At 46.9% G+C, this 23,538-nt stretch carries 21 protein-coding genes; 1 reads left to right on the forward strand and 20 read right to left on the reverse strand.

The window, feature by feature from the left end:
- The 15 genes from BP97_RS0133375 to BP97_RS0133445 all read right to left on the reverse strand — a co-directional run bounded on the left by BP97_RS0133375 (position 1) and on the right by BP97_RS0133445 (position 16,629).
- Positions 1 to 999 (reverse strand): ABC transporter permease, encoded by a 999-nt coding sequence (locus BP97_RS0133375; protein WP_028552955.1) that lies wholly within the window; start codon positions 997 to 999, stop codon positions 1 to 3.
- 99 nt (positions 1,000 to 1,098) lie between these two features.
- Positions 1,099 to 3,057 (reverse strand): ABC transporter substrate-binding protein, encoded by a 1,959-nt coding sequence (locus BP97_RS0133380; RefSeq protein WP_028552956.1) that lies wholly within the window; start codon positions 3,055 to 3,057, stop codon positions 1,099 to 1,101.
- 454 nt (positions 3,058 to 3,511) lie between these two features.
- Complete coding sequence (gene hypE / locus BP97_RS0133385; protein ID WP_028552957.1) at positions 3,512 to 4,516, reverse strand: hydrogenase expression/formation protein HypE; 1,005 nt, start codon at positions 4,514 to 4,516, stop codon at positions 3,512 to 3,514.
- A gap of 3 nt (positions 4,517 to 4,519) precedes the next feature.
- A complete protein-coding gene (gene hypD, locus BP97_RS0133390; protein ID WP_197035586.1) occupies positions 4,520 to 5,620 on the reverse strand; it encodes a hydrogenase formation protein HypD in 1,101 nt (366 codons plus the stop codon).
- Positions 5,601 to 5,837, reverse strand: a complete 237-nt coding sequence (locus BP97_RS0133395; RefSeq protein ID WP_028552959.1) for a HypC/HybG/HupF family hydrogenase formation chaperone — start codon at positions 5,835 to 5,837, stop codon at positions 5,601 to 5,603. The genes hypD and BP97_RS0133395 overlap by 20 nt, the downstream gene beginning before the upstream one ends.
- Before the next feature lie 6 nt (positions 5,838 to 5,843).
- Complete coding sequence (hypF, locus tag BP97_RS0133400; protein WP_028552960.1) at positions 5,844 to 8,171, reverse strand: carbamoyltransferase HypF; 2,328 nt, start codon at positions 8,169 to 8,171, stop codon at positions 5,844 to 5,846.
- Positions 8,129 to 8,791 carry a hydrogenase nickel incorporation protein HypB gene (gene hypB, locus BP97_RS0133405; RefSeq protein WP_028552961.1) on the reverse strand — a complete coding sequence of 221 codons (663 nt, stop codon included), beginning with the start codon at positions 8,789 to 8,791 and terminating at the stop codon, positions 8,129 to 8,131. Before hypB ends, hypF begins: the two co-directional genes overlap by 43 nt.
- A 4-nt stretch (positions 8,792 to 8,795) precedes the next feature.
- Complete coding sequence (locus tag BP97_RS0133410) at positions 8,796 to 9,146, reverse strand: hydrogenase maturation nickel metallochaperone HypA/HybF (protein WP_028552962.1); 351 nt, start codon at positions 9,144 to 9,146, stop codon at positions 8,796 to 8,798.
- Positions 9,139 to 9,564, reverse strand: a complete 426-nt coding sequence (locus BP97_RS0133415) for a hypothetical protein (protein ID WP_028552963.1) — start codon at positions 9,562 to 9,564, stop codon at positions 9,139 to 9,141. The genes BP97_RS0133410 and BP97_RS0133415 overlap by 8 nt, the downstream gene beginning before the upstream one ends.
- Positions 9,557 to 10,057, reverse strand: a complete 501-nt coding sequence (locus BP97_RS0133420) for a HyaD/HybD family hydrogenase maturation endopeptidase (RefSeq protein WP_051621188.1) — start codon at positions 10,055 to 10,057, stop codon at positions 9,557 to 9,559. Before BP97_RS0133420 ends, BP97_RS0133415 begins: the two co-directional genes overlap by 8 nt.
- Positions 10,038 to 10,817, reverse strand: coding sequence for a Ni/Fe-hydrogenase, b-type cytochrome subunit (gene cybH, locus BP97_RS0133425; RefSeq protein WP_028552965.1), 780 nt, complete (start codon positions 10,815 to 10,817; stop codon positions 10,038 to 10,040). Before cybH ends, BP97_RS0133420 begins: the two co-directional genes overlap by 20 nt.
- A gap of 11 nt (positions 10,818 to 10,828) precedes the next feature.
- The gene (locus BP97_RS0133430; protein WP_028552966.1) at positions 10,829 to 12,544 is read right to left on the reverse strand and encodes a nickel-dependent hydrogenase large subunit; all 1,716 of its coding nucleotides are present in this window, start codon (positions 12,542 to 12,544) and stop codon (positions 10,829 to 10,831) included.
- Positions 12,545 to 13,624, reverse strand: a complete 1,080-nt coding sequence (locus BP97_RS0133435) for a hydrogenase small subunit (protein ID WP_028552967.1) — start codon at positions 13,622 to 13,624, stop codon at positions 12,545 to 12,547.
- Between the two features lie 260 nt (positions 13,625 to 13,884).
- Complete coding sequence (gene apgM / locus BP97_RS0133440; RefSeq protein ID WP_028552968.1) at positions 13,885 to 15,123, reverse strand: 2,3-bisphosphoglycerate-independent phosphoglycerate mutase; 1,239 nt, start codon at positions 15,121 to 15,123, stop codon at positions 13,885 to 13,887.
- Positions 15,124 to 15,141: 18 nt separating this feature from the next.
- Positions 15,142 to 16,629, reverse strand: coding sequence for an SLC13 family permease (locus BP97_RS0133445; RefSeq protein WP_036747014.1), 1,488 nt, complete (start codon positions 16,627 to 16,629; stop codon positions 15,142 to 15,144).
- A 150-nt stretch (positions 16,630 to 16,779) separates the two neighbouring features.
- On the opposite strand from BP97_RS0133445, the gene BP97_RS0133450 reads away from it, so the two are divergent.
- Complete coding sequence (locus tag BP97_RS0133450) at positions 16,780 to 17,676, forward strand: LysR family transcriptional regulator (protein ID WP_028552970.1); 897 nt, start codon at positions 16,780 to 16,782, stop codon at positions 17,674 to 17,676.
- Between the two features lie 130 nt (positions 17,677 to 17,806).
- Here the strand turns inward: BP97_RS0133450 and BP97_RS0133455 are convergent, their stop codons facing one another.
- From BP97_RS0133455 to BP97_RS0133475, 5 genes are all read right to left on the reverse strand, one after another.
- Complete coding sequence (locus tag BP97_RS0133455; protein WP_197035584.1) at positions 17,807 to 19,258, reverse strand: helix-turn-helix domain-containing protein; 1,452 nt, start codon at positions 19,256 to 19,258, stop codon at positions 17,807 to 17,809.
- Between the two features lie 243 nt (positions 19,259 to 19,501).
- Positions 19,502 to 20,080: a nitroreductase family protein gene (locus tag BP97_RS0133460; RefSeq protein ID WP_028552972.1), complete on the reverse strand. Its 579-nt coding sequence runs from the start codon at positions 20,078 to 20,080 to the stop codon at positions 19,502 to 19,504.
- Between the two features lie 75 nt (positions 20,081 to 20,155).
- Positions 20,156 to 21,199: a FecCD family ABC transporter permease gene (locus BP97_RS0133465; RefSeq protein WP_028552973.1), complete on the reverse strand. Its 1,044-nt coding sequence runs from the start codon at positions 21,197 to 21,199 to the stop codon at positions 20,156 to 20,158.
- Positions 21,196 to 22,209 carry a FecCD family ABC transporter permease gene (locus tag BP97_RS0133470; protein WP_028552974.1) on the reverse strand — a complete coding sequence of 338 codons (1,014 nt, stop codon included), beginning with the start codon at positions 22,207 to 22,209 and terminating at the stop codon, positions 21,196 to 21,198. The genes BP97_RS0133465 and BP97_RS0133470 overlap by 4 nt, the downstream gene beginning before the upstream one ends.
- 63 nt (positions 22,210 to 22,272) lie before the next feature.
- Positions 22,273 to 23,268, reverse strand: coding sequence for an ABC transporter substrate-binding protein (locus BP97_RS0133475; protein ID WP_028552975.1), 996 nt, complete (start codon positions 23,266 to 23,268; stop codon positions 22,273 to 22,275).
- Positions 23,269 to 23,538: the final 270 nt, after the last annotated feature.

The raw sequence follows: 23,538 nt of genomic DNA on the forward strand, positions 1-23,538 counted from the left end.
TCACATCCCCCTGAACTCGGTACGAATTTTGGGGTCAAGCCATGCCAGCAAAATATCCGAAATCAAGGTTCCCACCACGGTTAACACTGCCATAAATAACAACCATGTCCCCGCCAGATACATGTCTTGAGCCAGCAAAGCGTTATACATAACGGGGCCTTGAATCGGTAGATTCAGAACAATGGCGGTAACCGTCGATCCCGTAAAAATTGAGGTTAGCGACCAGCCGATGGTGCTTATAATTGGATTCATGGCCGCCCTTGTCGGATATTTTAGTAAAATTCGAGTTTCCGACAAGCCTTTGGAACGAGCCGTGATCACATTCGGTTTGTTCAATTCATCGAGCATCTGGCTTCTCATGACACGAATCAGCTCCGCTGTGTTAGCTAACCCAATAACAACAACAGGTATAATCATATGCTTCAACAGGTCGAGCACCTTGCCTAAGGACCATGCCGCATTGACATATTCGCTTGAAAACAGGCCCAGCAGTGGATCGCCGAAATATTCATAGGAGAGGTACATTAAAATTATGGCCATTAAAAAGTGAGGGGTCGCCATACCGAGAAAGCCTAGAGCTGAAAATACATAATCGCCGGCCGAATATTGCTTAACCGCACAGTAGATTCCGATTGGAATCGCGACTAAATAGGTAAACGCCATCGTTACAAGCGAAACGATTAACGTCAATGCCATGTATTGCTCGATAACAGCAAGAACAGGCTTGTTATAGTTAAAGGAATAGCCGAAATCAAAGTGAAAAATGATATTTTTCATCCATAACAGATACTGTACAAACCAGGGTTGATCCAGCTTTAAGTTGGCACGCATTTCATCCATATCTTGCTGTGACATGACGTCGCCTGCAATAGACATTTTAGAAGCGTAATTAGATACATAGTCGCCGGGCGGAAGCTGGATGATATAGAACACGATGATCGAAATAAATATTACGACCGGGATGACTAATACAATCCTTCTTAAAATATAAGGGAGCATCTTCTATCCTATCCTCTCCGCTTTTTTCGAAGCTGCCGGCTACGGTAACAACGGGGGAATACTGAACTTCCCCCGCTATTATCATAAGGATTTCATCCACTACTTGATGAAAAATTGCGACGGATGCCCATGGCCTATACTGCGGAATTCATCGCAATAAATCAGATCCTTCGGTACGTTATGCATTTTATTTGAAGCCACAATCAGCTTAGGGGTTGGTCCAGCATATCCGATAACCCATTGGTTCTTCTGATGGAGCTTAATGATCTCATTGCTCCATTTATTGATCTCTTCTTTCGATGAGGATGCTTTGACTTTATTCCAGTAATCGAGAATCAGGGCTACATCGCCTTCGGGCTTAACCCCTTCTTTTCCATTGGATTGGCTATACAACCCGTAATGGCCGTACCAAGGGGTCAATACTCTAAGAGGCACGAGCGTATCCGGTCTGAAGGAAACGTTCACTACTGAAATATTTTCGGTCGTAGCCGGGATTTTATTGGAATACTTTAACTCTTGATGTGTGCCTTGATCCACCACTTTGATATCTACTTTAATCCCAACGGATTCGTAATATTTTTTAACTAGCTCCAGGAAGGATGCCGTGCTCGTATTCGGTTCAATGATCGTAATAGTTAGATCTGAGCCGTCTGCATTCAATCGGAAATTATTTTTATCGCGTTTTGTCAAACCTAATTCATCCAACATTTGATTTGCTTTTTTGGGATCAAACGTACTCCACTGCTCAGCCCAGCCCTTCTGATAGCCGACCAGTCCTTCTGGAACCGATGCTTGCTGCGGCGCTCCAAGGCCGTTAGTTACAATCTCTGAAACCTCTTTGCGGTCTACAGCAATAGACAGCGCTTCTCTGAACTTAATGTTCTGGAATAGCTTGCGCAGATTAGGATCATCAATCGTTTGGTTCAATTCGATACCCGCACTGGACCAAGACGGGGTATTCCAAGGGATAACCCGGAAGTTTGCTTTCTTCTCATTCTCCTTTAATACGGTGAAGTCTTTAAAATCAAAATCCAGAAGATTAAAATCACCCGCCAAAGAACCGAGAATTCGCTGAGCCGGATCCTGTACCTTAGAAGCTACGATGCGGTCCATATAAGGCAGCTGGTTACCAGCCGCGTCCACTTTCCAATAGTAGGGATTACGTTCCATAATAAATTGATCGCTGTTCGGATCGTTCTTCGCTACCCAGGCTCTTAATGTCGGTATTTGCGGATAGATCCAGTAATAATAACCGGTCGCTACGAGGAACGATTTGGTATCCTCAAAGCCCCACTTTTTAGCAACCTCCAGTGCCTTATCGTTGCCAATAAATTCCGGCAGTATTGTCTTTTGGAAATGGGCCGGTGCAAAGAACCACTTGTTATCGATAGCAACCCTCTCCAGAAACTGCACGCTCGGATACTTATGAGTGACCTTGAACGTGTAATCGTCCACCTTGGTTACTTTGGCCAGTGCCTTATCTCCCGTTACCGGGTCGACGGAATAATAAGCATCATATATTTTTTTACCAAACGTCTCTTTGGTAAGCATATGCTCCCAGTAAAACAAAACATCGTCTGCTGTGAAAGGCATACCGTCCGACCATTTCATGCCTTTTCTTAAATAAATGGTAAATTCAGTTGAATCTTTATTGACGTCATAGCCTTTGGCTACGTTAGGCTCTACCGTACTTCCATCCTTATTAAAGCGAAAAAGCGGCTCTTCCGTAGGCTGGCCTACTGTCCAACGGTCATTAGGTCCTCCCCACGGCATTTTCCAATCGCCACCGTATACGCCTGTTTCCTCTAACACTTTTTCCACCATAATATCTTCTTTTGCCGGCATGCGTTCTGCGACTGCTTTCAAAGTACCCGAACCGACCAGCTTGCTAAGCATAGGTGCTTCTTTGAAGGCTTCTATTTTCTCTGGTGCAATAGGAGCAGGGGCTTTTGTTGGAGTTACCTCTAGGGTTGTCTTAGCGCTTGGATCACTTTCGCAGGCTGTTAAACCAACTGCAAAAATCAAAATCATACAAAGTAGAGACCAACTTCGTTTCAAGATAATCCCCTCCATGATCATAACTAGCACATCATCCTACCAAGCAAAACCTCATAAACAATAATGCACCCCTGTACTCCTCACCTCCTTTATCGTTAAACCGGTTTAATGCATGGAAGACCCCTTAGACTGAAAACGCTTTAATAAGATGAATATACAAATTAAACCGGTTTAATGCTACGCATAATACAGACCGACGAAACATTTTTTATGTAGTAAAGCAATGGATGTCATGGAAAATAAATTACGTGCCGCTCATTAAACCGGTTTAATACTTAATTGGTTTAATATTCCATGAAAGCGCTTAACCATATACTACATGGGATTTAGAGATAATGCAATATCCTTTTGAAAATGTTTTTATTCCTGCTAGAGGATTGGATTTAGGAGGAAAAAACAAATAAGCCTGCGATCTAGGCAGGCCCCGTTCTTACGCTCTTCTAACGCAACCATGCTAGCAAATTCTCGGAAGCAGCGTTCCCGCTAGCCTATCCAGTCTGCGTGTCGAGCCAAAGATAGTTCTCAGCTGAAGCCGTCCTTTGCCAGTCCCGGCTACACGGCCAATGACGGCAGCATTCGCTCCTTCCGGATGGCGGCGAAGCACATCCAGCAGCAGCCTCTCCTCCTCTTGACCGACTATAATGACAGTCTTGCCTTCATTCGCAAGATAGATGGGCTCAAAACCAAGCAGCTCGCAAGCTCCCAGCACATCCGGTCGAACTGGAATCCGCTCTTCATCCAATTCAATAGTAACATTGAAATTATCGCTAATCTCTACCAGTGAAGTTGCCAAGCCGCCACGTGTAGGATCTCGCATGATGCGAATCGTGGTTGCACAGGACAAGGCTTCCTCCAGCATTGCATTCAAAGAGGCACAGTCCGATGGGATATCCGCTCGTAGGCCTAACTCATTCCTTGCAGCAAGGATGGCCATGCCATGGTCTCCGATGTTCCCTGTTACAATTACACTATCGCCTTCGGATATGTCAGTCGGCCGAGGCTGGTTATGTTCGATCATTGCGCCAATACCGGTTGTATTAATATAGATTCCGTCGCAGGCTCCTCTTTCAACGACCTTCGTATCTCCTGCAACAATGCTTACGTTGGCTTTCGCTGCCTCTTCAGCCATCGATTGTACAATGAGTTTCAAATCATGCATAGCAAAGCCTTCCTCGATAATAAAACCGCAGGTTAGGAACATTGGCTTAGCACCACTGACAACCAGATCATTCACGGTTCCGGCAACGGAAAGCTTGCCGATATTCCCTCCTGGGAAAAAGATCGGTTTCACGACAAAGCTATCCGTAGTCAATGCAAGCTTAGTATTCGGAAGGCTTTGGATTGAAGCATCCATCAACGGGGAGGATGGGTTACCAAAAGCGGGTAAAAATACATCTTGAATCAAACGATGAGCCAGCTCCCCACCGTCTCCATGCGCGAGCATAATTTTGCTGTTCATGTGCTAGTCCTCCCTTGTGTAAGCATAATAAGCGGCGCAGGTTCCTTCCGTTGATACCATACAGGGTCCGACGGGCTGCAGTGGCGTGCACGCCGCTCCGAATAGACGGCACTGTGGAGGCGATATCAACCCCCGGATCACTTCGCCGCATCGGCATTTGGTTGCGCGCACTTCGATGTTCGGAACATCGAACTTGAGCTTTGCGTCGAGATGTCGATATTGTTTCCTAATGGCAAGACCGCTATCGGGAATGCTTCCAATACCTCTCCATTCCTCCGTACAGGGGGTAAAATAGGTCTCCATCAAGCGCTGCGTGACCTTATTCCCTTGATCACTGACGATGCTGGCAAGCTCGTTAACAATGTCGGCTTTCTCATTGAGGGCTAGTTCAAGCAAACGATAAATGCCTCCAACGAGCTGCACCGGTTCAAAGCCGCTGATTACACCGGCAATACCGTACTCACGGGGCAAATATTGAAATTGCTCGGCTCCTAATACCATAGAGACGTGCCCAGGCAGTAAAAAGCCGTCCAGCTTCACTTCATCGCTATCCAGCAAATGACGCATAATCGGCTCAATCAGCTTGGTGGTTACCCACATGGAAAAATTGGACAGCTTCCTTTCATCTGCTTCCTTCAAAACCACTGCCAGTATCGGTATCGTTGTCTCAAAACCGATTCCTAAGAAAATGACTTCGCGCTCCGGATTTCGTTCTGCGATCCCAATAGCATCCGTTGGCGAATAGACGACCCGGATGTCCTTGCCTTCCGTCTTCGCGTCCATTAGAGTCTTCCGGCTGCCTGGTACCCTCATCATGTCGCCGAAGGTGCAAATGATTCTATTCTCCCCTTCTGCTAGGGCGATCATGCTGTCTATAGACTTTTGATCCGTTACACAAACCGGACAGCCAGGACCGGAAACAAGCGTAACGTGATCTTTTAATCTTGTTTTCAAGCCAGTTCGAGCCAGTGCCATTGTATGGGAACCGCATACCTCCATAAATACCGGCTTACGGTTGTAACGGGTTGTGAACGCATCTGCAAGTGTGAATACTTCTCTCAACAAGGCTTGGCTTAATTCAGGGCTATGAAGCTCCTCTAACATCTCTTTCAATGATCAGCCGCCTCCATTCTTCAATGCTCTCACGGGCGAAATCTTCATCGATAATGGACATCGCTTGTCCCGCATGGACGATGACATATTGCCCGACTTGAACTCCCGGTACGAAAATAATACCTATGCTCATATATGAGCCTATGACATCTACAACGGCAGCAAACCGATCAATCTCAATCACTTGGGCAGGCACGCCTACACACATGCTTTTTCACTCCTTTATTCGATCCCACGAGGCCTTCTGTGACACGATAGCGAGCTGTCCCAGAGCGATACCGCCATCATCGCAAGGAATTTGTTTATGTACATACACAGTAAAACCCGCTTCTGCAAGTTTGTAGCCAATACGCTTAGAAAGCAGCCTATTGTGGAAGCTCCCCCCTGACAGTACGACTTCCTTGCGTCGTTCAGTGTTCTCCTCGTGCGCTTGAAGCAATAAGTTCACCGCTGCCTCAGCGACAGTTTCGTGGAACTTCAGCGCGATGTGTTCGTGGGATACGCCTTGATCGATATGCTGAAGCATTCTTCGGAACATCAAAGAGAAGTCAATTTCCAATAGGTCTCCATTGGTAACAATAGCGTATGGATATGTGGAAACCGGTTCACCATCGTGAAATGAGGCCAGCTCCGACAATACGATCGCAGCTTCCCCTTCATAAGTCGATTCATCGCATAATCCAAGCAGGGAACTGACAGCGTCGAACAATCTCCCGCAAGTTCCAGCCATAGGGGCATTCACTTGTTTCTCCATCAGTGTCCGAATTAGTCCGATTTCATATTCCTTATTCGGATACCGATTGCGCAGCCATCGCTCACCGCTTTGCTGCAGAAGCGTCATTACCATCGCTGCAGCGGTTCGCCACGGCTGCTTCACACTAGCATCTCCTCCAGGTAACGGCGTATAACGCAAATGACCGAGCCGGTCATATGCAGCCGCATTCCCGTACAGCAGCTCAAAGCCCCAAATGCAGCCGTCCATACCAAAGCCGGTTCCATCTAGGATTAATCCATAGCACCTCTCAGTTATACCATGCTCGACCATGCAAGAAACATGATGAGCATGATGATGCTGGACGTATTTGATAGCTACCCCGGAGTCAGATACCAATGACAATGTCGTATAACCAGGATGCAAATCGACGGCAGCTGTATGGGATGAAACACCCAACAGCTGTGAGAATTGCTGATATTGCTCTTGTCCGTGCAGCTCCATCTCGAGGTTTCCTAGATCACCATTAGGGGGGCCAAGGAACACTTGTCTTCCTCGTCCAATCGCCACCACACTCTTTTGCTGGCCGCCGAGTGCGACGATACTGTTCATTGGATAGTTCGTATCGATGGGATCGGGAACATATCCTCGTCCGCGACGAAGGAAATCAATCGCCCCTTCTTTCCACTGAACGACAGTGTCCTCAATCGGATTCACAATTTTCCTGTCATGCGTCAGTATATAATCAGCAGACTGCTTCAGTAGGCACAATGCTTCCTCGTCCCTATACACTATAGGATCACCGGATGAATTAGCACTAGTCATAACCAAGCAAGGCAAATCGTCATCTTCCAGCAGCAAATAATGCAATGGTGTATAGGGCAGCATTAAGCCAATGGTCTTCATATTCGGTGCGATTTCCGCGGGCAGCAGTGCTTGATGTTTTAGCTGCGCGACAACGATGGGCCGCTGGGGGGAGGTCAATAATTTCTTCTCAGCGGTCGATAGAACGCTGATCGTTTCGCATATATCAACCGAGCTTGCCATGACTGCCAGCGGACGGCGCGGCCTTTTCTTCCGTAGACGAATATGACGAACAGCCTCGCTGCTTAGCGCGTCGCAAGCCAGATGGTACCCGCCTACGCCTTTGACGGCTAAGATGCAACCTTTCTTCAGCAGTCTTTTGGCAAGCAGTACCGCTTCCTCCATACAAGCCACTGTCTTCCCGCTCCTATCCAGGAGGTTGAGCTTCGGTCCGCACTTTCTACAAGCGATCGGCTGGGCGTGAAATCGTCTGTTCCGGATATCGCTGTAATCGTTACGACAATCCTCACACATAGAGAATGAACTCATGGAGGTTGCTGCCCTGTCATATGGCAGTTTGCGTATAATGCTGTATCTTGGACCGCATTGCGTACAGTTTATGAAAGGATATCGATAGAAGCGGCTCCTCGGGTCTCTCCATTCTTTCAGACACTCCTCGCATACTGCGATATCTGGAGCTATAGACAATGAGCTTGGGCCAGTTGAATCCGATTCAATAATCGAGAAAGATGCATACCCAATGGCGGATATCTTCGTTACCCTAAGCTCTTCCACTTTAGCCAACACAGGTGAAAGGTGCTGAATGTTTCTGATGAAATGATCCAGCTCTGCACTAGAGCCCTCAGCGATAATTTGAAGGCCTTCCCGACTGTTCCGAACCGTACCTTTAATACCGCGTTCTTCCGCCAAATGATATAAAAAAGGTCTAAACCCGACCCCTTGAACCCTACCTTTTACGATGATTAGTACCGCTTCTTCATGGCCTGGTAGGCATTGTCGATCCATCCGAACCACGACTCCATTCCCTCGCTCGTTCTAGCCGATAACGGCAGCAGCGCAGAATTCGGCTGGATCGCTTTCAAATCCCTCACCGCCTCCTCGATGCTAAAATCCAAATAAGGCAGCAGATCTATTTTGTTCAGCAGCACTAGCTCCGTTCTCATAAACATCGTTGGATATTTCGGGATTTTATCATTGCCCTCCGGTAGGCTGAGCACCGCCACTTTATGATGCTGACCCAAGTCATAGCCGGAAGGACAGACCAGATTTCCTACATTTTCAATGAATAACAGATCCAGCTCGTCCAAATGAAATTCGGGCAGCGTTTTCGCAACCATGCGCGCATCAAGATGGCAGCCGCCGTGTGTATTGATTTGTACGGCTTGTGCTCCGACTGCCCGAATGCGATCGGCATCAAGCTCCGTTGCCAAATCACCTTCAATGACCCCGATCCGGTATCGGTCCGCCAAGGCCTTCACCGTTGCTTCCAGTAGCGTCGTTTTACCAGCTCCAGGCGAACTCATAAGGTTGATAACAAGCGTACCGTTAAGAAGAAACTGATCGCGATTATGAGCTGCTGCCGTGTTGTTATCTTTTAGCACATCTTCGTTCAATATAATTTGCATCATCCTAGCTCCCTTCGTATGATTCCACTTGAAATGTCTGACCTTTTATCAGCTGCCCTCCTGGCAGTGAACAATCAGGGCATATCGCGATGCGTTGAGTCGGTTCATAATTCGTTTGGCAATGTGGACAAAATGCATCCGCTTCCTCGGTTATTATCTTTAACGTGGCATCCTCAGTCAGCATCGTATTTCGCTGTGCTTTGAACATGTCAAAGGCCATCAGCAGCGCATCAGGCATGGCATTGCTTAGCACACCGACCACCAGCGTAATACGGGTTAGCGACGCAATGCCTCGCTGCTTTGCATCCTTTTCTACTAGAATCACTATATCCCCCATCAGTGCCAGTTCATGCATGAGACTCCTCTTTCTCTGGAATGCCGACATATAAACGCCCTCTATCGACTTTCGTCCGAAACGAAACGAAAGATTGGGGCAAGGTCAGTGTGAATTCACGATCTTCACATACAAAGCATTTGAAGCTGCCCTTGTATGCCAAATAATGCAGAAGCTGACCGCATTCCGGGCACTTTTTGCTTAAAGCAAGATACACGTTATGGCTTCGAGTAACGATAATTGGCTCAGATCGAATAAGAACCTCCTCAAATGGAGCATCCTCATTTGGAAAAGAGACAGGATAGAAACGGATGCCGCTGAACGTTTCTGCTACAAGATTCAGCTTTTCCACATCACGTTCAATAAACGGCGTCATAATTTCTTTGAGTGTCACAGTTAACGACTCTTTGATTTCTTTGAAAAAATCCCGTCTATTCATCTTGTGCCGTCCATTCCCGCAATTGGGCTTCTATTCGATCCACCAATTCAACTAGAACAGACGTGACCGTCGCGGACAGCCCAATGCCAAACTCCAAAGAAGCCGGCTGAACGCCAAACATTATCATGTGAGCAGGAAGTCTCTCACGGATTCGCGCTGCGAATAGCACTTCTTGGAAGCCGACTTGATGAACAGACATCTTAACCCCGAAATAGGCGGGAATCTCCTCATTAACCACTTTATAGACGGTACCCGGGATCTCGCCTCCGTTCATGGCATCAACAATGATCAAATGTTCGGTTTCTTCCACCGGTCCGAGCAGTCGAATACCATCCGTAGCTCCTTCAATAATTTCCACATGATGATAGGTCTGTAGCCGTTCACGAAGAAGTGGCAGTATGTGAATGCCGACACCTTCATCACTGTAAAGCGTGTTGCCAATGCCCAATATGGTGACAGATGGGGAAATCGTTTTATTCGGAATGTTTGTCATGAGCTTCGACCGTCTTCTTTTTCTCAGATTTATACCCAGTAAAAATAGAGCTCATAGTCCCATTCCGCTCCATCCAATCTTCGCGAAACGCCATATAAATATGAATGACAATAAAAGTAATAAAAGCCCATGCGACCAAGTGATGCCAAGAACGGATCGTAAAGCTGCTGCCGAATATCAGTGGAATCCATGCAAACATACGTCCAAACAGCGATTCGGGTTGGGGTTCAAACAGCAAATAATACCCCGTTAGCATCGCTACAATGGACCCGGCTCCAATGAAAATCCAATAGCTTAGTTGAGCTAGCGGATTGTGTCCTGTGTAGTGCGGTTTTTTATTAGGCAGAAAGAGATAAAATTTGGCTGTTTCCCACGTTTCCATCCAGAAGGCTTTTTGCAAAGGGTTGGAAGTCGCGTATTTATTGCCCTTGAACACCCAGTACCATCGCACCAGCAGATTGGCCGTGAACACAAATGCCGCCAAGAAATGAACATATCGCGCCCAGCCCATGACGAAGGAATAATAGGCTTCCTCCTGGACTAGTGATCCGAGAAATGGATTACCGATGTAAATACCCGTTATGATCATCAGCAAAATGGCTGCTGCATTAATCCAATGGAATATGCGTACGGGCAGCTCCCATACGTATACTTTGACATACGCTTTGCGGTCGTCTTGAATTCGGACGGAACGTCTAGCCTTAGCTTTAATTCGAGAAGTGGGATGCTCATGCTTCATCTTTTCAACGGGGATCGACATAGTCCCAGCTCCTAACCAATCCGAATTTCTGTCATTTGCTTATTATGCATGTCTGTCAAATGAACCGCGCATGCAAGGCATGGATCGAACGAATGCACAATTCGCAAAATTTCCAGCGGATTCGAGATATCCGCTACGGGTGTTCCCTTCAGGGCGGCTTCATAAGCACCGATCTGATTCTTATGATCACGGGGCGAAGCATTCCACGTTGTAGGCACGACGGCCTGGTAGTTTTTTGTTTTCCCATTCTCAATACGAATCCAATGCCCCAACGCACCGCGAGGTGCCTCGATCCAACCGACACCTTTGGCCTGGGATGGCCAGCTTGATGGTTCCCATTTCGTTTTATCAAATGTAACCTGGTTGCCTTGGCGGATATTCTGGAGCAGTGAATTCATATCGTCCCGCATCCATTTGCACACCAGACCGGCTTCTAAAGCTCGTGCCAAAGTGCGACCCAGCGCAGACTGCAGAGCAGAGAACGGCAATTCCAGCTTGCGCAGCGCGCTATCGACGGAAGTGATGTACTCTTCTTTCTTCGCCGCATAACCGATGATCATCCTCGCTAGAGGCCCTGTCTCCATCGGCTGCTCCTTCCACCTGGGGGATTTGATCCAGCTGTATTTGTCGTTAGTATTCAGAGTCTCGTAGGAGCCTTTGGGGCCGGTGTAGCTCAGATTTGTCTCTCCTTCCCACGGGTGCTTACCGCCGGAAGCCTGTCCATCATATGTATACCAGGAGTGATCGATAAACTCTTTTACTTGATCCGGGTCCTTCGGATTGACATCGAGTACGGTTTTCAGGTCGCCATTTAGAATGACACCTCTCGGCATGCGGTACAGGTTTACATCAGAAATATCTCCTGTAGAGAAATCACCGTAGCTCAAATAGTTGTTCAAGCCACCCCCGTAGGTCCAATCCTTATAATAAGAAGCAATAGCGAGCACATCGGGGATATACACTTGATTCACAAACACAAGCGCCTCATCAATCAGTTGGGACACATGAGACAATCGTTCAGCATGAATCCCGTTGTCGCTGTTAATGTCCAGAGGTGTCGCCATACCTCCGACTACATAGTGAGGATGCGGGTTTTTGCCTCCAAATATCGTTTGCACCTTCACGATTTCCTTCTGCCAATCCAGCGCCTCCAAGTAATGTGCGACAGCAATCAGGTTCACTTCGGGAGGCAGCTTATACGCTTTATGCCCCCAATACCCGTTAGCGAAAATACCCAATTGACCACTATCCACGATCTTTTGGACTTTTTGCTGGATGTCCTTAAAATACCCCGGTGAAGACTTGGGCCAATCCGAAATGGATTGTGCAATGGCACTTGCTTGTGCCGGATCGGCTTTCAACGCATTCAATACATCGACCCAGTCGAACGCGTGAAGATGATAAAAGTGGACGACATGGTCGTGCAGCATAACGGCAGCATTCATCAAATCGCGGATCAGATGAGCATTTCTCGGCACTTTGATACCGAGTGCATCTTCGACAGAACGAATAGCCGCCAGCGCATGCGTTGAAGTGCATACACCGCATATTCGCTGCACATACGCCCATACATCACGGGGGTCCCTATTCTGCACGATAAGCTCTAAGCCACGGATGGCAGTTCCCGAGCTGAATGCGTCTTTGATGATCCCGTTCTCCATATCCGCTTCAATCCGCAAATGTCCTTCAATTCTTGTTACCGGATCCACTACAATACGTTCGGCCATTTATTCGTCTCCTTCCTTGCTGCTGTCTTTATGCTTTTGAAAAGCTGTCACGCCTGCATGCACGGCTATCCCAACAGCTGCGGCACCGACAATACCCGCGCCGACCATCTCTGGATTTATCGTCGTTTGCGTGGCGGGGATTTCGGCCATCCGCGTATAGAACGGGCCGTTGTCCCAAAAATTACTTTCTGAGCAGCCGATACACGGATTCCCTGATTGAATCGGATAGCTGACACCGCCGTTCCACCGCATTTCGGCACAGGAATTGTACGTGGTTGGCCCTTTGCAGCCCATCTTGTACAGACAGTAGCCCTGCTTCGCCCCTTCGTCGTCGAATGACTCAGCAAAAAGACCCGCATCGAAATAGGCTCGGCGGTTGCATTTATCATGAACACGATGTCGATAAAAAGCTTTGGGTCGTCCATGGTGGTCCAACTCGGGAATCGTACCAAAAGTAATCAAGTGCGCGATAACACCCGTCATGACTTCGGCAATCGGTGGACAGCCCGGAACGCGAACGATCGGCTTATCTTTGATCAAGTCCGTTATTGGCTTGGCGCCTGTCGGATTGGGATAAGCTGCGGGAATCCCTCCCCAAGACGAACAGCTGCCATAGGCAAGAATAGCTTTTGCGTGCTTCGCACTTTCCAGCAGTGTCTGCTTTGCCGAGACGCCTCCAATCATTAAATACTCGTCATGAATCGGTATGCTGCCTTCAACGGCAAGAACGTATTCGCCTGGATAATTCTCGATGACATGCTTCCTGGCTTCCTCGATCTGATGACCGGATGCGGCTGACAACGCTTCGGTGTACTCAAGGGAAATCATATCGAATAGAACGCTTTCAATCTTGGGATGGGAAGACCGGATGAAGGATTCGGAGCAGCCCGTGCAATCTTGTAATTGCAGCCAGATGACTGGTACTCTCTTGCTGACTTCCATTGCCTTAACAACGGTATTGTTTTGGGAGTAATCCAAGCCCATCGAGGCGGTCAGGACCGCGCACATTTTAACAAATTCACGTCGGGTGAAGTTGCGTCTTAATACGGATTGATAGATCGTTTCTGTGTCCTTTTTCATACCCAATTCGATGTCCCCTCATTCCAGTATTGACCTCAATTAACAATATCTTCATCATACTCTCTTTCGTGCGACTGCAATGTGATAATCATCACAGGGGATAACAAAAATAGCGTATAAATTTATAATGTAAAATCGATTAGCGTTTTTCTTGAAGAGTTTGTAAACCATGAAAACAGCAAAAAGACTGCCATTTGGCAGCCTTCTATCATTTCATTAATTTTCAAAAGTGTAAAAACCGAGGGTTATCAAGCGTCTGTTCAATTCCCTTGCTTCTTCACAATTCCCATCAGACCATGCAGCGTTCGAACAAAATCCGTTCCGGTTAAACGCCCCAATCCCCCGTAAGCACATTCCATTTCATTGTATTCCATAACCCGATCTTTACGGATACTTGGTCCATAAATAAGGATAGGTACCGGGTCACCCGTGTGTTCCCCTATTTCGCAAGGTGTGGAATGATCGGCAGCCAGTGCCAGATACGTATCCTCAGGCAGCCTTTGCAAAATCACCCCAACCATCCGATCAAATAGCTCGATAGCTTTTGCTTTCTCAAATGGCAAGTTGTCATGTCCCTTCACATCAGGTGCTTTCATATGCACATAGACCATATCTTGGTTAGCTATTTCCTCGATTGCCCATTTAGCTTTTAATTGTATATTCGTATCGATATTCCCCGTCATGCTGCTATCCGTCATCGTACGGAAGCCTGCTAATTGAGCCACACCTAGAACCGTGCTTTCCCCGGCAATACAGCTCCCTTGAATCTGAAGCTTATTAGTGATAGGGTCGATCTCCGTCATACGTCCAGCTCCACGGGTCAGCAGAAAGTTCGCAGGCCTCTTCCCCTGTACAGCGCGCTCTGCATTGACCGGATGAACGGATAAAATGTCATGAGCCATTCGAAGGAATCGATTTAATACAGCAGCCGTTCTCTCAGCCTCTTCCGATTGATCCAGCGGTTGTACCTCATGATATGGCATTCCATCATTAGGAGCCTTGGGGTCAGAATCGCTGACCTTATCGCTTAGCCCTTCTCCCCGCATAATCAGAACCGCTCGATGCTCTGTAGCCGCTTTTACATAAAAAACAATCCCATCGATTTCTATGCCGCTTACAGCAGCAGCTAATTGATCTGCCCCCTCTCTTATCCGTCCAGCCCGGCGGTCGATGACGATACCGTTCTCATCCACCATAGCCCAATTACACCGAAACACAACGTCGCCTGGCTTAATGCTCATTCCAATTCCTAATGCTTCAATTGGCCCGCGCCCCGGATAATGCTCCGGCTGGTATCCAAATAAAATGAGATGTCCCATATCGGTGCCTACTGGAATTCCTGGAGCTATTAAATCCATTATTCCCGTAGTTCCTCTTGCTGCCAACCAATCCAAATTGGGTGTTTGGGCATACTCCAAAGGTGTTTTATGATCTTGTAAAGGATGAGGACGATCCCCTAATCCGTCTGCAATGGCCAATATAACTTTTCTTTTCAGCATGGTTTCCTCCGAATATGTTTATAATCCCAGCAGCTTAAACCAGGTAAAAATGGATAAACTGATCACGCTTGCGCCAATAAAACAAGTCACAATTGCATACTTCACTTGATCCAACACGGAAAAATATCCGGTTCCAAAATAAATCGTATTGACCTTCGAATGCGGCGGAAGCGTTATAGTGTAAGTCATCGTCATAGCAGCAGCTAATGCCAGAGGAACTGGGTCCATGCCTAATGACTTGGCCAATGCAATGAACGCCGGGATTAAAATCGTGACACGCACGGTTTTGCTCGTGAAGATGAGATGGCTGTACGTGCTCAGGAACACAACTACCACATAAACCAAGGCATGATTCATATGCTCCAGTCCGAGGAAGCTCACGACATTTTTAATAATCCATTCCGCGCCCTTCGACTTATCCAATGCATTGCCAACGGCGTACGCGCCTGCAGCGAATATCATGAGTTCCCACTTGATGTTTGCTTCCTTCCAGGTCAGCACTCCTATCCTCGGCAGCAAACAAAAGAGCGCTGCAAGAACCGCTGTCTGTTCAGTACTGATTGCAAAACCGAACCAGCCCTTCTGATAATCCCCAGTGGCCCACAGGATAACGGTACCAACAAAGATGATTAACGCCTTCTTTTCATTTAAAGAGAACGATCCTAGCTTCTTCAATTCATCCTTCAGCGTGTCCATCGCATTCTGAAAATTGGCCTCACCCTTTATAGAAAAAAGCTTTAGACCTATGAAAAATGTCAGAAGCATCGTAATGATCGCCGTAGGCATAGAAGCCAACAACCAATCGATGTAGCCGATACTTCCTCCCGCTTGTTCATTGATAAATCCAACGGCAATGATATTTCCCGAGGTAGCGGTCGTAATGCCTGAAGTAGCAACCGCATCGGCTTGAACACCTTGAAGCATCATTACTTTCCCTAGATTGCTTTTACCGGGTACGGCTTTATACACTTCCAGTAAAATCAAGCATATAGGTACCATTAATGTAGCTCTGGCAGTTGTCGATGGTACGAAAAAGGCAAGGACAAAATTAATAATGATAAGCACGAGCAGCGTCTTTTTCGGTGTTTTCCCGAAGGATGTGACCATCCACAAGGCGAATCTTCTTCCCAAATTAGACTTCATCATAGCCGAAGTGAGAATAAATGCTGCAATCATTAACCAAATCACGTCGAAGCCTAAAGTGCCGAACGCTACATCCTGATCTTTAACCGCTCCAACTAAAGGAAGCAGCAGAATGGCAATCATAGATGTTAAATATATGGGTATAGGTGTGGTAATCCAGAGAATGAGGGACCCTGTAAATATAGCAATGGATTTTTGTGCTTCTACGCTTAACCCTGCGGGGGTTGGCATGAAGAATAATACTAGGGCAACAATAACAGCAAGGGGGACTCCCCACCTTTTCATCCCCTCTTCGAGTCTGCTTTTCTTTTCAAGAGGCGGCTCCTTGCCATTCCTCTCTAACGGTGCCAAGTCATTAGCCATCGATCATTCTCCTCATGGTTTATAATGTTATCGCTTTCAATTGATTGCAATTTCATTATATTTGCCGTATTGTTATTATACAATTTGATTATTTTTGAATAATCATAACGTTTCCTTATAGTAAATTCATTTAAAAAGGTGTGTTCCAAGTTGAACGTTAATAAATTGCAGACCTTTATAACTCTTTCAGAATGCCTTAATTTTACCGAAGCAGCGGAACAGCTCTATTGCTCTCAACCCTCTGTAAGCATGCAAATCCAAAGCATTGAAGAGGAATTGGGAGTTCCCCTTTTTGACCGAATCGGAAAAAAGCTATACTTAACGAAGCAAGGTGAGCATTTCAAACCGTATGCGGAACAGATTATCAATCTGCTTCACTCGGCTAAGGACCATATCAGACAGCTGGAGGATTTATCTTATGGAACTTTATCCTTCGGAGCAAGTAATTTTGTTGGAGTTTACTTACTCCCCCGACTATTAAGGGAATACTCAACGAAATTTCCAAACATAAAAATCAATATGAACATAACGTCATCCAATCACTTGATTCACATGTTGGACTCCAACAAGGTTGAGTTCCTGATTTTATCGGATCGAGTTAACCTGGATGAATCTCGTTATCAGCGAACGACCTTTTATGAGGATGAACTGGTTCTTATCGTGAATCCGTCACACCCACTAGCACAAAAGGATGAGTGTACGCTGGATGATATAGTCAACGAAACCTTTATATTAAAGCCTGAGAAATCAGCCACACGCAGCTATTTGGATGAACAATTCAGAATGAACGGATTTGTCCCGTCCAACTATATGGAAATTAGCAATCTCGAAGGGATCAAGCAGGGGGTTATATATGAACTGGGTGTCTCCATCGTTTCCAGATTTGCCATTCAGCAGGAAATAAATAGCGGGTTGCTCGTTAAGGTACCTATCAAAGAAATTCAATTTATTAGGGGAATCAGCTATGTTCATCACCGCAATAAGCATCTTTCACCGGCAGCCAAGCAATTCCTTCCTTTATTGAGCCAGAAGGTGCAGCCCGTTTAGGTTAACAAAAGAAACTCAATTCCACTTTACAAGTGAAATTGAGTTTCTTTTCGTCGGACTGTGGCCTGCTCTACAAGTATGAATGAAGTACATTACCTAAATCTCTCGCTCATCCCTGCCTAAGGCTACCTTAAATAACATTTCGATCATGAGAATATGCGGCCAGCAAATAGTCGATAATCTGGTTCTGTCCAGTAGGCGACCAGCTCATGCCAATCCAATTTGGGGTGAATCGAATCTGACGGTTGCGTACGGCCTTCATCGTGCTCCATCCTTCGCTTGCCAACAGGGCAGCGAAATTTGCCTCATCTTCGGGTTGAGTGTGATGCTTATAAATCAACAGGTGGTCAGTTTCAAAAGGCGGCATATTGCCGAGCATATACTCCTTGCTTCTCTCATGCTGCGGCACGCAGCTTCCCGGCTTCAGGCCAAGCTCCTTATAGAGCAAGTGATTCAAGGGATGATCGGTCATGCCGTAAACGCGGAATTTGCCATAATAAAAGCGCATGATGGATAGCGTCTCATTTCCGATCAGCTGGGACAGCACTTCTCGAGCATAATTTACCTTTAGCTCCATCTGATCAAAATTATGCTGTGCTTCTTTCTCCCTGCCTACAAGCTCGGCAATTCTCCAATGATTTTGGCGCCAGTCCATCGTGAAGTCCAGGCAAATCGTCGGAGCAATATCCTTTAAACGGTCGTAGAAAGGCAAATGCCGATAGTCGGACAAAATCATGTCAGGCTGCGCTTCCCGCAAAGCATCCAGCTGTACCTGGACGAATCTTTGTTGCTCTTCCGCATTCAGTTGTTCAATAGTATATCCATTCATTTCATACAAGGCATCGGTTCCCAAGGTGCGGAGATTTTCCTGGTATCTATAGCAGGATGCCACACCCACTCTCAGCTGTTTGCGTTTCATATAAATGGTTGGGGATAGACCGATGGTTCTTTTGAACATACGGCTAAAATAAAATTCATTCCCGAAGCCGACGGATTCGGAAACTTCTTGGATCGAGCAATCCTGCTTCAAAAACTCCTTAGAGCTTTCAATCCGAATTTGATTCAAGTATTGGACCGGCGTGACACCCTTAGCCTTCTTGAAGCTTCTGGAATAGGACGTCTCGGTTAAACCAGCAATATCCGCTAAAGTATCCAGCTTAATTTTCTCGGAATAATGCTTATACATATACCCGATGCTCTCATCGATTCCATTGCTCGATTGTTCTGCTCCCACTTGCCCCGGCAATTCCTGAAGCAGGTCTTGGATGAATCTTTGGAAAAGTTGTTGTACATCAGAAGCAGATAACGACTGCTCCTTACTGGCAGCATACAACCGCTCTACTTGTTCAAGCCATACTTTTATATGCTGAAAAGGCAGCTTCCCCGTAGGGAATAAGTTTTCCTTATCATTCGAACCATTGCATGACCATTTGCCTTTCTTCCTAGTAACCGTTACAGGACGCAGCATAAGCAAATAGTAGTCCACATAATCAGACTCCAGCATGACTTCAATCTCGGTCGAAGGCTTCAAATAAAATATTTGATTAGGACCTAAGGGGACCATTTGATTCTGAATCCGCACCAATCCCTTACCACCGGTCACTATGCATAATAGATCAGAAGGAATCTTTGGAAACTGTAGGGTATGGTACTTACGGTACCGTCGTTTATGAATAGAGGAGAGGAAAATCAGGGGATATTGTAAATTCGACATCTGCAGCATCACACTTCACCTTCTCCAACAGCATTGAGAATCATTATCACCTATTGTAGTATAGATGGTTTTTCTGCTGTTGGGAAGGGTTATTCAAGTGCTTTTTTAACTTTACATATGTTCTATAATAGTCAATCGTTCTTCAGCTAAAGTGCGCGGCCTTGCAGGTGGAATGATTTCTGGATATCCAACGTGAAGCACACCAGCAATTTTCTCACCCGGCTGCATTCCGATCGTCTTCCTAAATTTAGGATCGTAACCATAATTATTCGTTTTCCAGACGACACCAAGTCCCCGCTCCCATGCTGCAAGCTGGAAGTTCTGAATCAGGCTGCAGACAGCCGCATAATCCTCATCCCATACTTTTTGCCTGGGATCCTCTTGCATGACAATAACGAGATGCGCCGGAACCTGCATGAAATACTCCATTTTCTTATTTCCATGCTTCTCCCGGTCCTCTGCCGAATAGGTCTGCACCATCGCTTGGGCAAGCTTAGCTCTCCCTTCACCCTGAAACAGAATGAACCTCCAAGGCTCTCTGTGTCCATGGTTCGGTGCCCACACCGCTATATTCAGCAGTTCCTTCAGAAGCTCGGTGGAGACCGCATCACTCTTGAATAATCTAACGGTTCTTCTTTGCTTAATCAGTTCCGCCACACTTCCTGCTGGCTTCGTATCTGTCTTTGTCATACTTGTAAAACCTCCTTGTTCTCCATTGCATGCTTTAAAACTAGATCGTACTCCAGCTGTCGTCTCTTGCCCTTCCTATCTTGAGTTCCGTCTTGCGTATAATAAATAGATAAAAAATGGGGCTCCTACAGCGGAAGTAAATACACCAACAGGGACATCCAGCGGTAGAAAAAAGGTTCTCCCTACAAGATCCGCCAGCATTACGATAGCGCCTCCCAACAAAGCGGAGACTGGCAGCACATTCTCGAAGCTAGAGCCGACCAGCTTGCGCGCCATGTGCGGTGCGATGAGTCCAACGAATCCGATGCCGCCGGCAACAGCAACGGCTGAGGCGGAGAGTGCGACGCTGACAAGCAGCAGAAGAAGCCGATTCAGCTCAACTGAGCTTCCTGCCCCGGCCGAAATGTCATCCCCAAGCTGTCCAATATTGACATGGCGAGCGAGCAAGAAGGAAAGCGGAAGCAATATGATCGTCCACGGTAATATTGTCAGGACGTTCTCCCAATTGGTGGCATAAACTGAACCAGTTAGCCATAAATACGCTTGGCCTGCATCGTTCTTAGGACTGAACATGATCATCATCGTGGTTGCCGCAGACATAAGTGAGGACATGCCGACACCGACCAAAATAAGCCGAAACGGGGTTATGCCGCGTTTCCATGCTAGCAAGTACAATACTATGGAGACGACGGTGCCTCCCAGTATAGCTGTAAATGGCAGAAAGCGAATGCTCACGCCGCCGGCGAAATAAGTAAGAAAGCCTACAGCTGCAACAGATGCTCCGCCCGTCACTCCCATGATATCCGGAGAGGCGAGCGGATTACGGACGATGCCCTGCAGCATCGCTCCTGACGCAGCAAGCGATGCTCCTGCCAGTAAGGCAACAATAATTCGCGGAAGCCTCAGCTTCTGTATGACCATCGAATAGTCGTCCGAACCAGCTCCAATAATGCCAAGGATGGCATTCCACGGAGAAATATACAGTTCTCCCATCCCGGTGCTAAGGATCACAATAAGCAAACATGTTAATAGAAGCCCTAGCGAAACCCACAACGTTTTCTTGTGCATAAGAATGGACAGACTGCCTTGCTTTGAGCGAAAAGGGACATATTGTTTCATGATCGTGCCAACCCCTTCCGCGCAATGTACATGAAGAACGGGGCGCCAATAATCGCCGTCATGACGCCAACAGGCATCTCTTCCGGTATCATGATGAAGCGCGCAATTAAATCGGCTGCAAGAAGCAGAATCGCTCCTAGCACTGCGCAGTACGGTATAACCCAACGATGGTCCACACCTGTGAAGAATCTGGATATATGCGGGATGACAATACCTATGAAGCCGATAGGGCCTGCTACGGATACAGAGCCTCCAGCCAATATAACGATGATGGTCCCAGCCGTCACTTTAATCCAGATCGTCTTCTGTCCCAAGCCTTTGGCCGTATCCTCCCCCATCATCAGGAGATTCATATCCCTCGCGATAGCCCAAGCCGCCACCCAGCAAATGACCATATATGGAAGAACTGCGATTAAATTATCAGGCGATCGACCCGCTATGGTTCCCGTTAGCCAATAGAGCACCGTGTTCAGTCCTTGCTTATTCAAGACGAGGATGCCTTGGGTAAATGAAGAAAATAAGGCGGTCATTGCCGCTCCCGCTAAAACAATCTTTAGTGGGGTCAATCCGTCACGACCAACCGAGCCCAGCACATATACAATGACTGCAGCTCCTGCTGCTCCGAGAAAGGCAAGCAACATCAACACTTGCATGGATGAAACCGATAATACGACTGCCCCCAATACGACAAGGAAGGAGGCACCGGCATTCACACCAAGCACACTTGGTGCGGCAAGCGGGTTGCGTGTTAAGGTCTGCATAAGCGCTCCAGCTATGGCGAGACTCGCACCGATCGCCGCTGCAATAAATGCCCTTGGTATCCGGGTTGTGCGGATAATGACTTGATCCGTTACTTCCTCATTGTAATGAAAAGCTGCGTCCCAAGCCGTATGCCAGCTGTAGTTGGTCGCACCGAACAGGATGCTCGATGCCACACACAAGAGCATGACGATACTGCCTATCAGCAACCCGCTCCACTTCCATCCATTTGTAAGTTTGCTTACTGTCATCCTAGAATCTCCCTGTGATGCACAAATGAATGAGCACCCTGCTCATTCATTTGGCATTCTAAGCTATTTAATGTCGAAGTATTTGTACAAGTCGTCCAGCAATGCTTTTGCTGCCAAGGCACCGCCGCTTAAATTCCACGACACGACGTCGACCTTGAAGTATTTATCGTTCTTGACCCCTTTTAGGCCCTTCCATAGAGGATGAGATGTCCAATCGTTCTGTGATTTCGCATGATTAGGATCGCTAGTGCTCTGGGTGATGTCGAAAATGAAGTCTCCGTCGAGCTGAGACATCTGTTCTTTCGAAGTTAAGTTGACCACGTTCTTTCCTTCCACCTGCTGAGCTTTTGGCCGACTAAGTCCAAGCTCTTTAAATATCGTCCCCGCAAAACCCGTAACGTAGATCCGTGCACTGCCGTCTTTCTCGAAGCGGATAAGCGATACTTCCGTATTCGCCAGCTTATTGCCAACCTTTTGCTTGAAATCCGCTACACGTTTATCCCAATCGCTCAAGAATTTCGCCGCTTCGTCTTCTTTGTAGAGTGCTTCGGCAGTGATCTTCATGTTTTCTTTCCAGTCAAACAATTCCTCCATAATAATCGTAGGGGCTATGCTGTTCAATTGGGGATAAATCTTTTCATCACGGGTTTTTTGTCCGATGATCAAGTCAGGCTTCAAAGCCATAATGGCTTCCACATTCGGCTGAAGCTCATCACCCAAGTTCTTCACGCCTTCCATCTGAGGGCGCAAGTAGTTGTACCAAGGCTTTTGATCCCACGATTCAACAGCCCCGACAGGCTTCACACCCAGCGCGACTACAATATCTACAGCGCCATTGAACAACACAACGACGCGTTCCGGTTTCTTTGTCAACGTAGCGGTACCCATAGCGTGCTTAATCGTCTTCTCTGTATTCGCTGCTGTGCTTTGCGTCGGCTTTCCGCCATCTGTCGGCTGACTGCCATTGCTTTTCTCTCCGCCTCCGGTTGCACTCGATTGTCCGCAAGCCGAAACGGCCAGCGCCAAGAATAGCACCAATATCATTTTAATTGCTCTCATTTGTTTGCTTCCCCCCGTAAATAGATCCTCTTCAGTTGATACTGATAATTATTATCAATTATAGGAGGCATGCTTCACCTTGTACATATCTAATTTTAGCCGTTTCTCATACTAAATCTATCTAAGCCTTGTCCTGTACTGGATCAAAGTAACCTTTCTTCAAGAACAATCATGTCCTCAAATCTGAATACGCCCTTGTCATTTTCATGTACCGTAATAACAGAAAATGACCGAATCAGTTCATGATCCGGTCCATTGATATTTGCTTAT

Source organism: Paenibacillus sp. UNC451MF, assembly GCF_000686845.1.
Classification (GTDB): domain Bacteria; phylum Bacillota; class Bacilli; order Paenibacillales; family NBRC-103111; genus Paenibacillus_S.

Bases quoted from the DNA above. Each gene is read 5' to 3' on its own strand.
- BP97_RS0133375 (WP_028552955.1), bottom strand. From the start codon at position 999: ATGCTCCCTTATATTTTAAGAAGGATTGTATTAGTCATCCCGGTCGTA.
- hypE (WP_028552957.1), bottom strand. From the start codon at position 4,516: ATGAACAGCAAAATTATGCTCGCGCATGGAGACGGTGGGGAGCTGGCT.
- hypD (WP_197035586.1), bottom strand. From the start codon at position 5,620: ATGTTAGAGGAGCTTCATAGCCCTGAATTAAGCCAAGCCTTGTTGAGA.
- BP97_RS0133395 (WP_028552959.1), bottom strand. From the start codon at position 5,837: ATGTGTGTAGGCGTGCCTGCCCAAGTGATTGAGATTGATCGGTTTGCT.
- hypF (WP_028552960.1), bottom strand. From the start codon at position 8,171: ATGGATCGACAATGCCTACCAGGCCATGAAGAAGCGGTACTAATCATC.
- hypB (WP_028552961.1), bottom strand. From the start codon at position 8,791: ATGCAAATTATATTGAACGAAGATGTGCTAAAAGATAACAACACGGCA.
- BP97_RS0133410 (WP_028552962.1), bottom strand. From the start codon at position 9,146: ATGCATGAACTGGCACTGATGGGGGATATAGTGATTCTAGTAGAAAAG.
- BP97_RS0133415 (WP_028552963.1), bottom strand. From the start codon at position 9,564: ATGAATAGACGGGATTTTTTCAAAGAAATCAAAGAGTCGTTAACTGTG.
- BP97_RS0133420 (WP_051621188.1), bottom strand. From the start codon at position 10,057: ATGACAAACATTCCGAATAAAACGATTTCCCCATCTGTCACCATATTG.
- cybH (WP_028552965.1), bottom strand. From the start codon at position 10,817: ATGTCGATCCCCGTTGAAAAGATGAAGCATGAGCATCCCACTTCTCGA.
- BP97_RS0133430 (WP_028552966.1), bottom strand. From the start codon at position 12,544: ATGGCCGAACGTATTGTAGTGGATCCGGTAACAAGAATTGAAGGACAT.
- BP97_RS0133435 (WP_028552967.1), bottom strand. From the start codon at position 13,624: ATGAAAAAGGACACAGAAACGATCTATCAATCCGTATTAAGACGCAAC.
- apgM (WP_028552968.1), bottom strand. From the start codon at position 15,123: ATGCTGAAAAGAAAAGTTATATTGGCCATTGCAGACGGATTAGGGGAT.
- BP97_RS0133445 (WP_036747014.1), bottom strand. From the start codon at position 16,629: ATGGCTAATGACTTGGCACCGTTAGAGAGGAATGGCAAGGAGCCGCCT.
- BP97_RS0133460 (WP_028552972.1), bottom strand. From the start codon at position 20,080: ATGACAAAGACAGATACGAAGCCAGCAGGAAGTGTGGCGGAACTGATT.
- BP97_RS0133465 (WP_028552973.1), bottom strand. From the start codon at position 21,199: ATGAAACAATATGTCCCTTTTCGCTCAAAGCAAGGCAGTCTGTCCATT.
- BP97_RS0133470 (WP_028552974.1), bottom strand. From the start codon at position 22,209: ATGACAGTAAGCAAACTTACAAATGGATGGAAGTGGAGCGGGTTGCTG.
- BP97_RS0133475 (WP_028552975.1), bottom strand. From the start codon at position 23,268: ATGAGAGCAATTAAAATGATATTGGTGCTATTCTTGGCGCTGGCCGTT.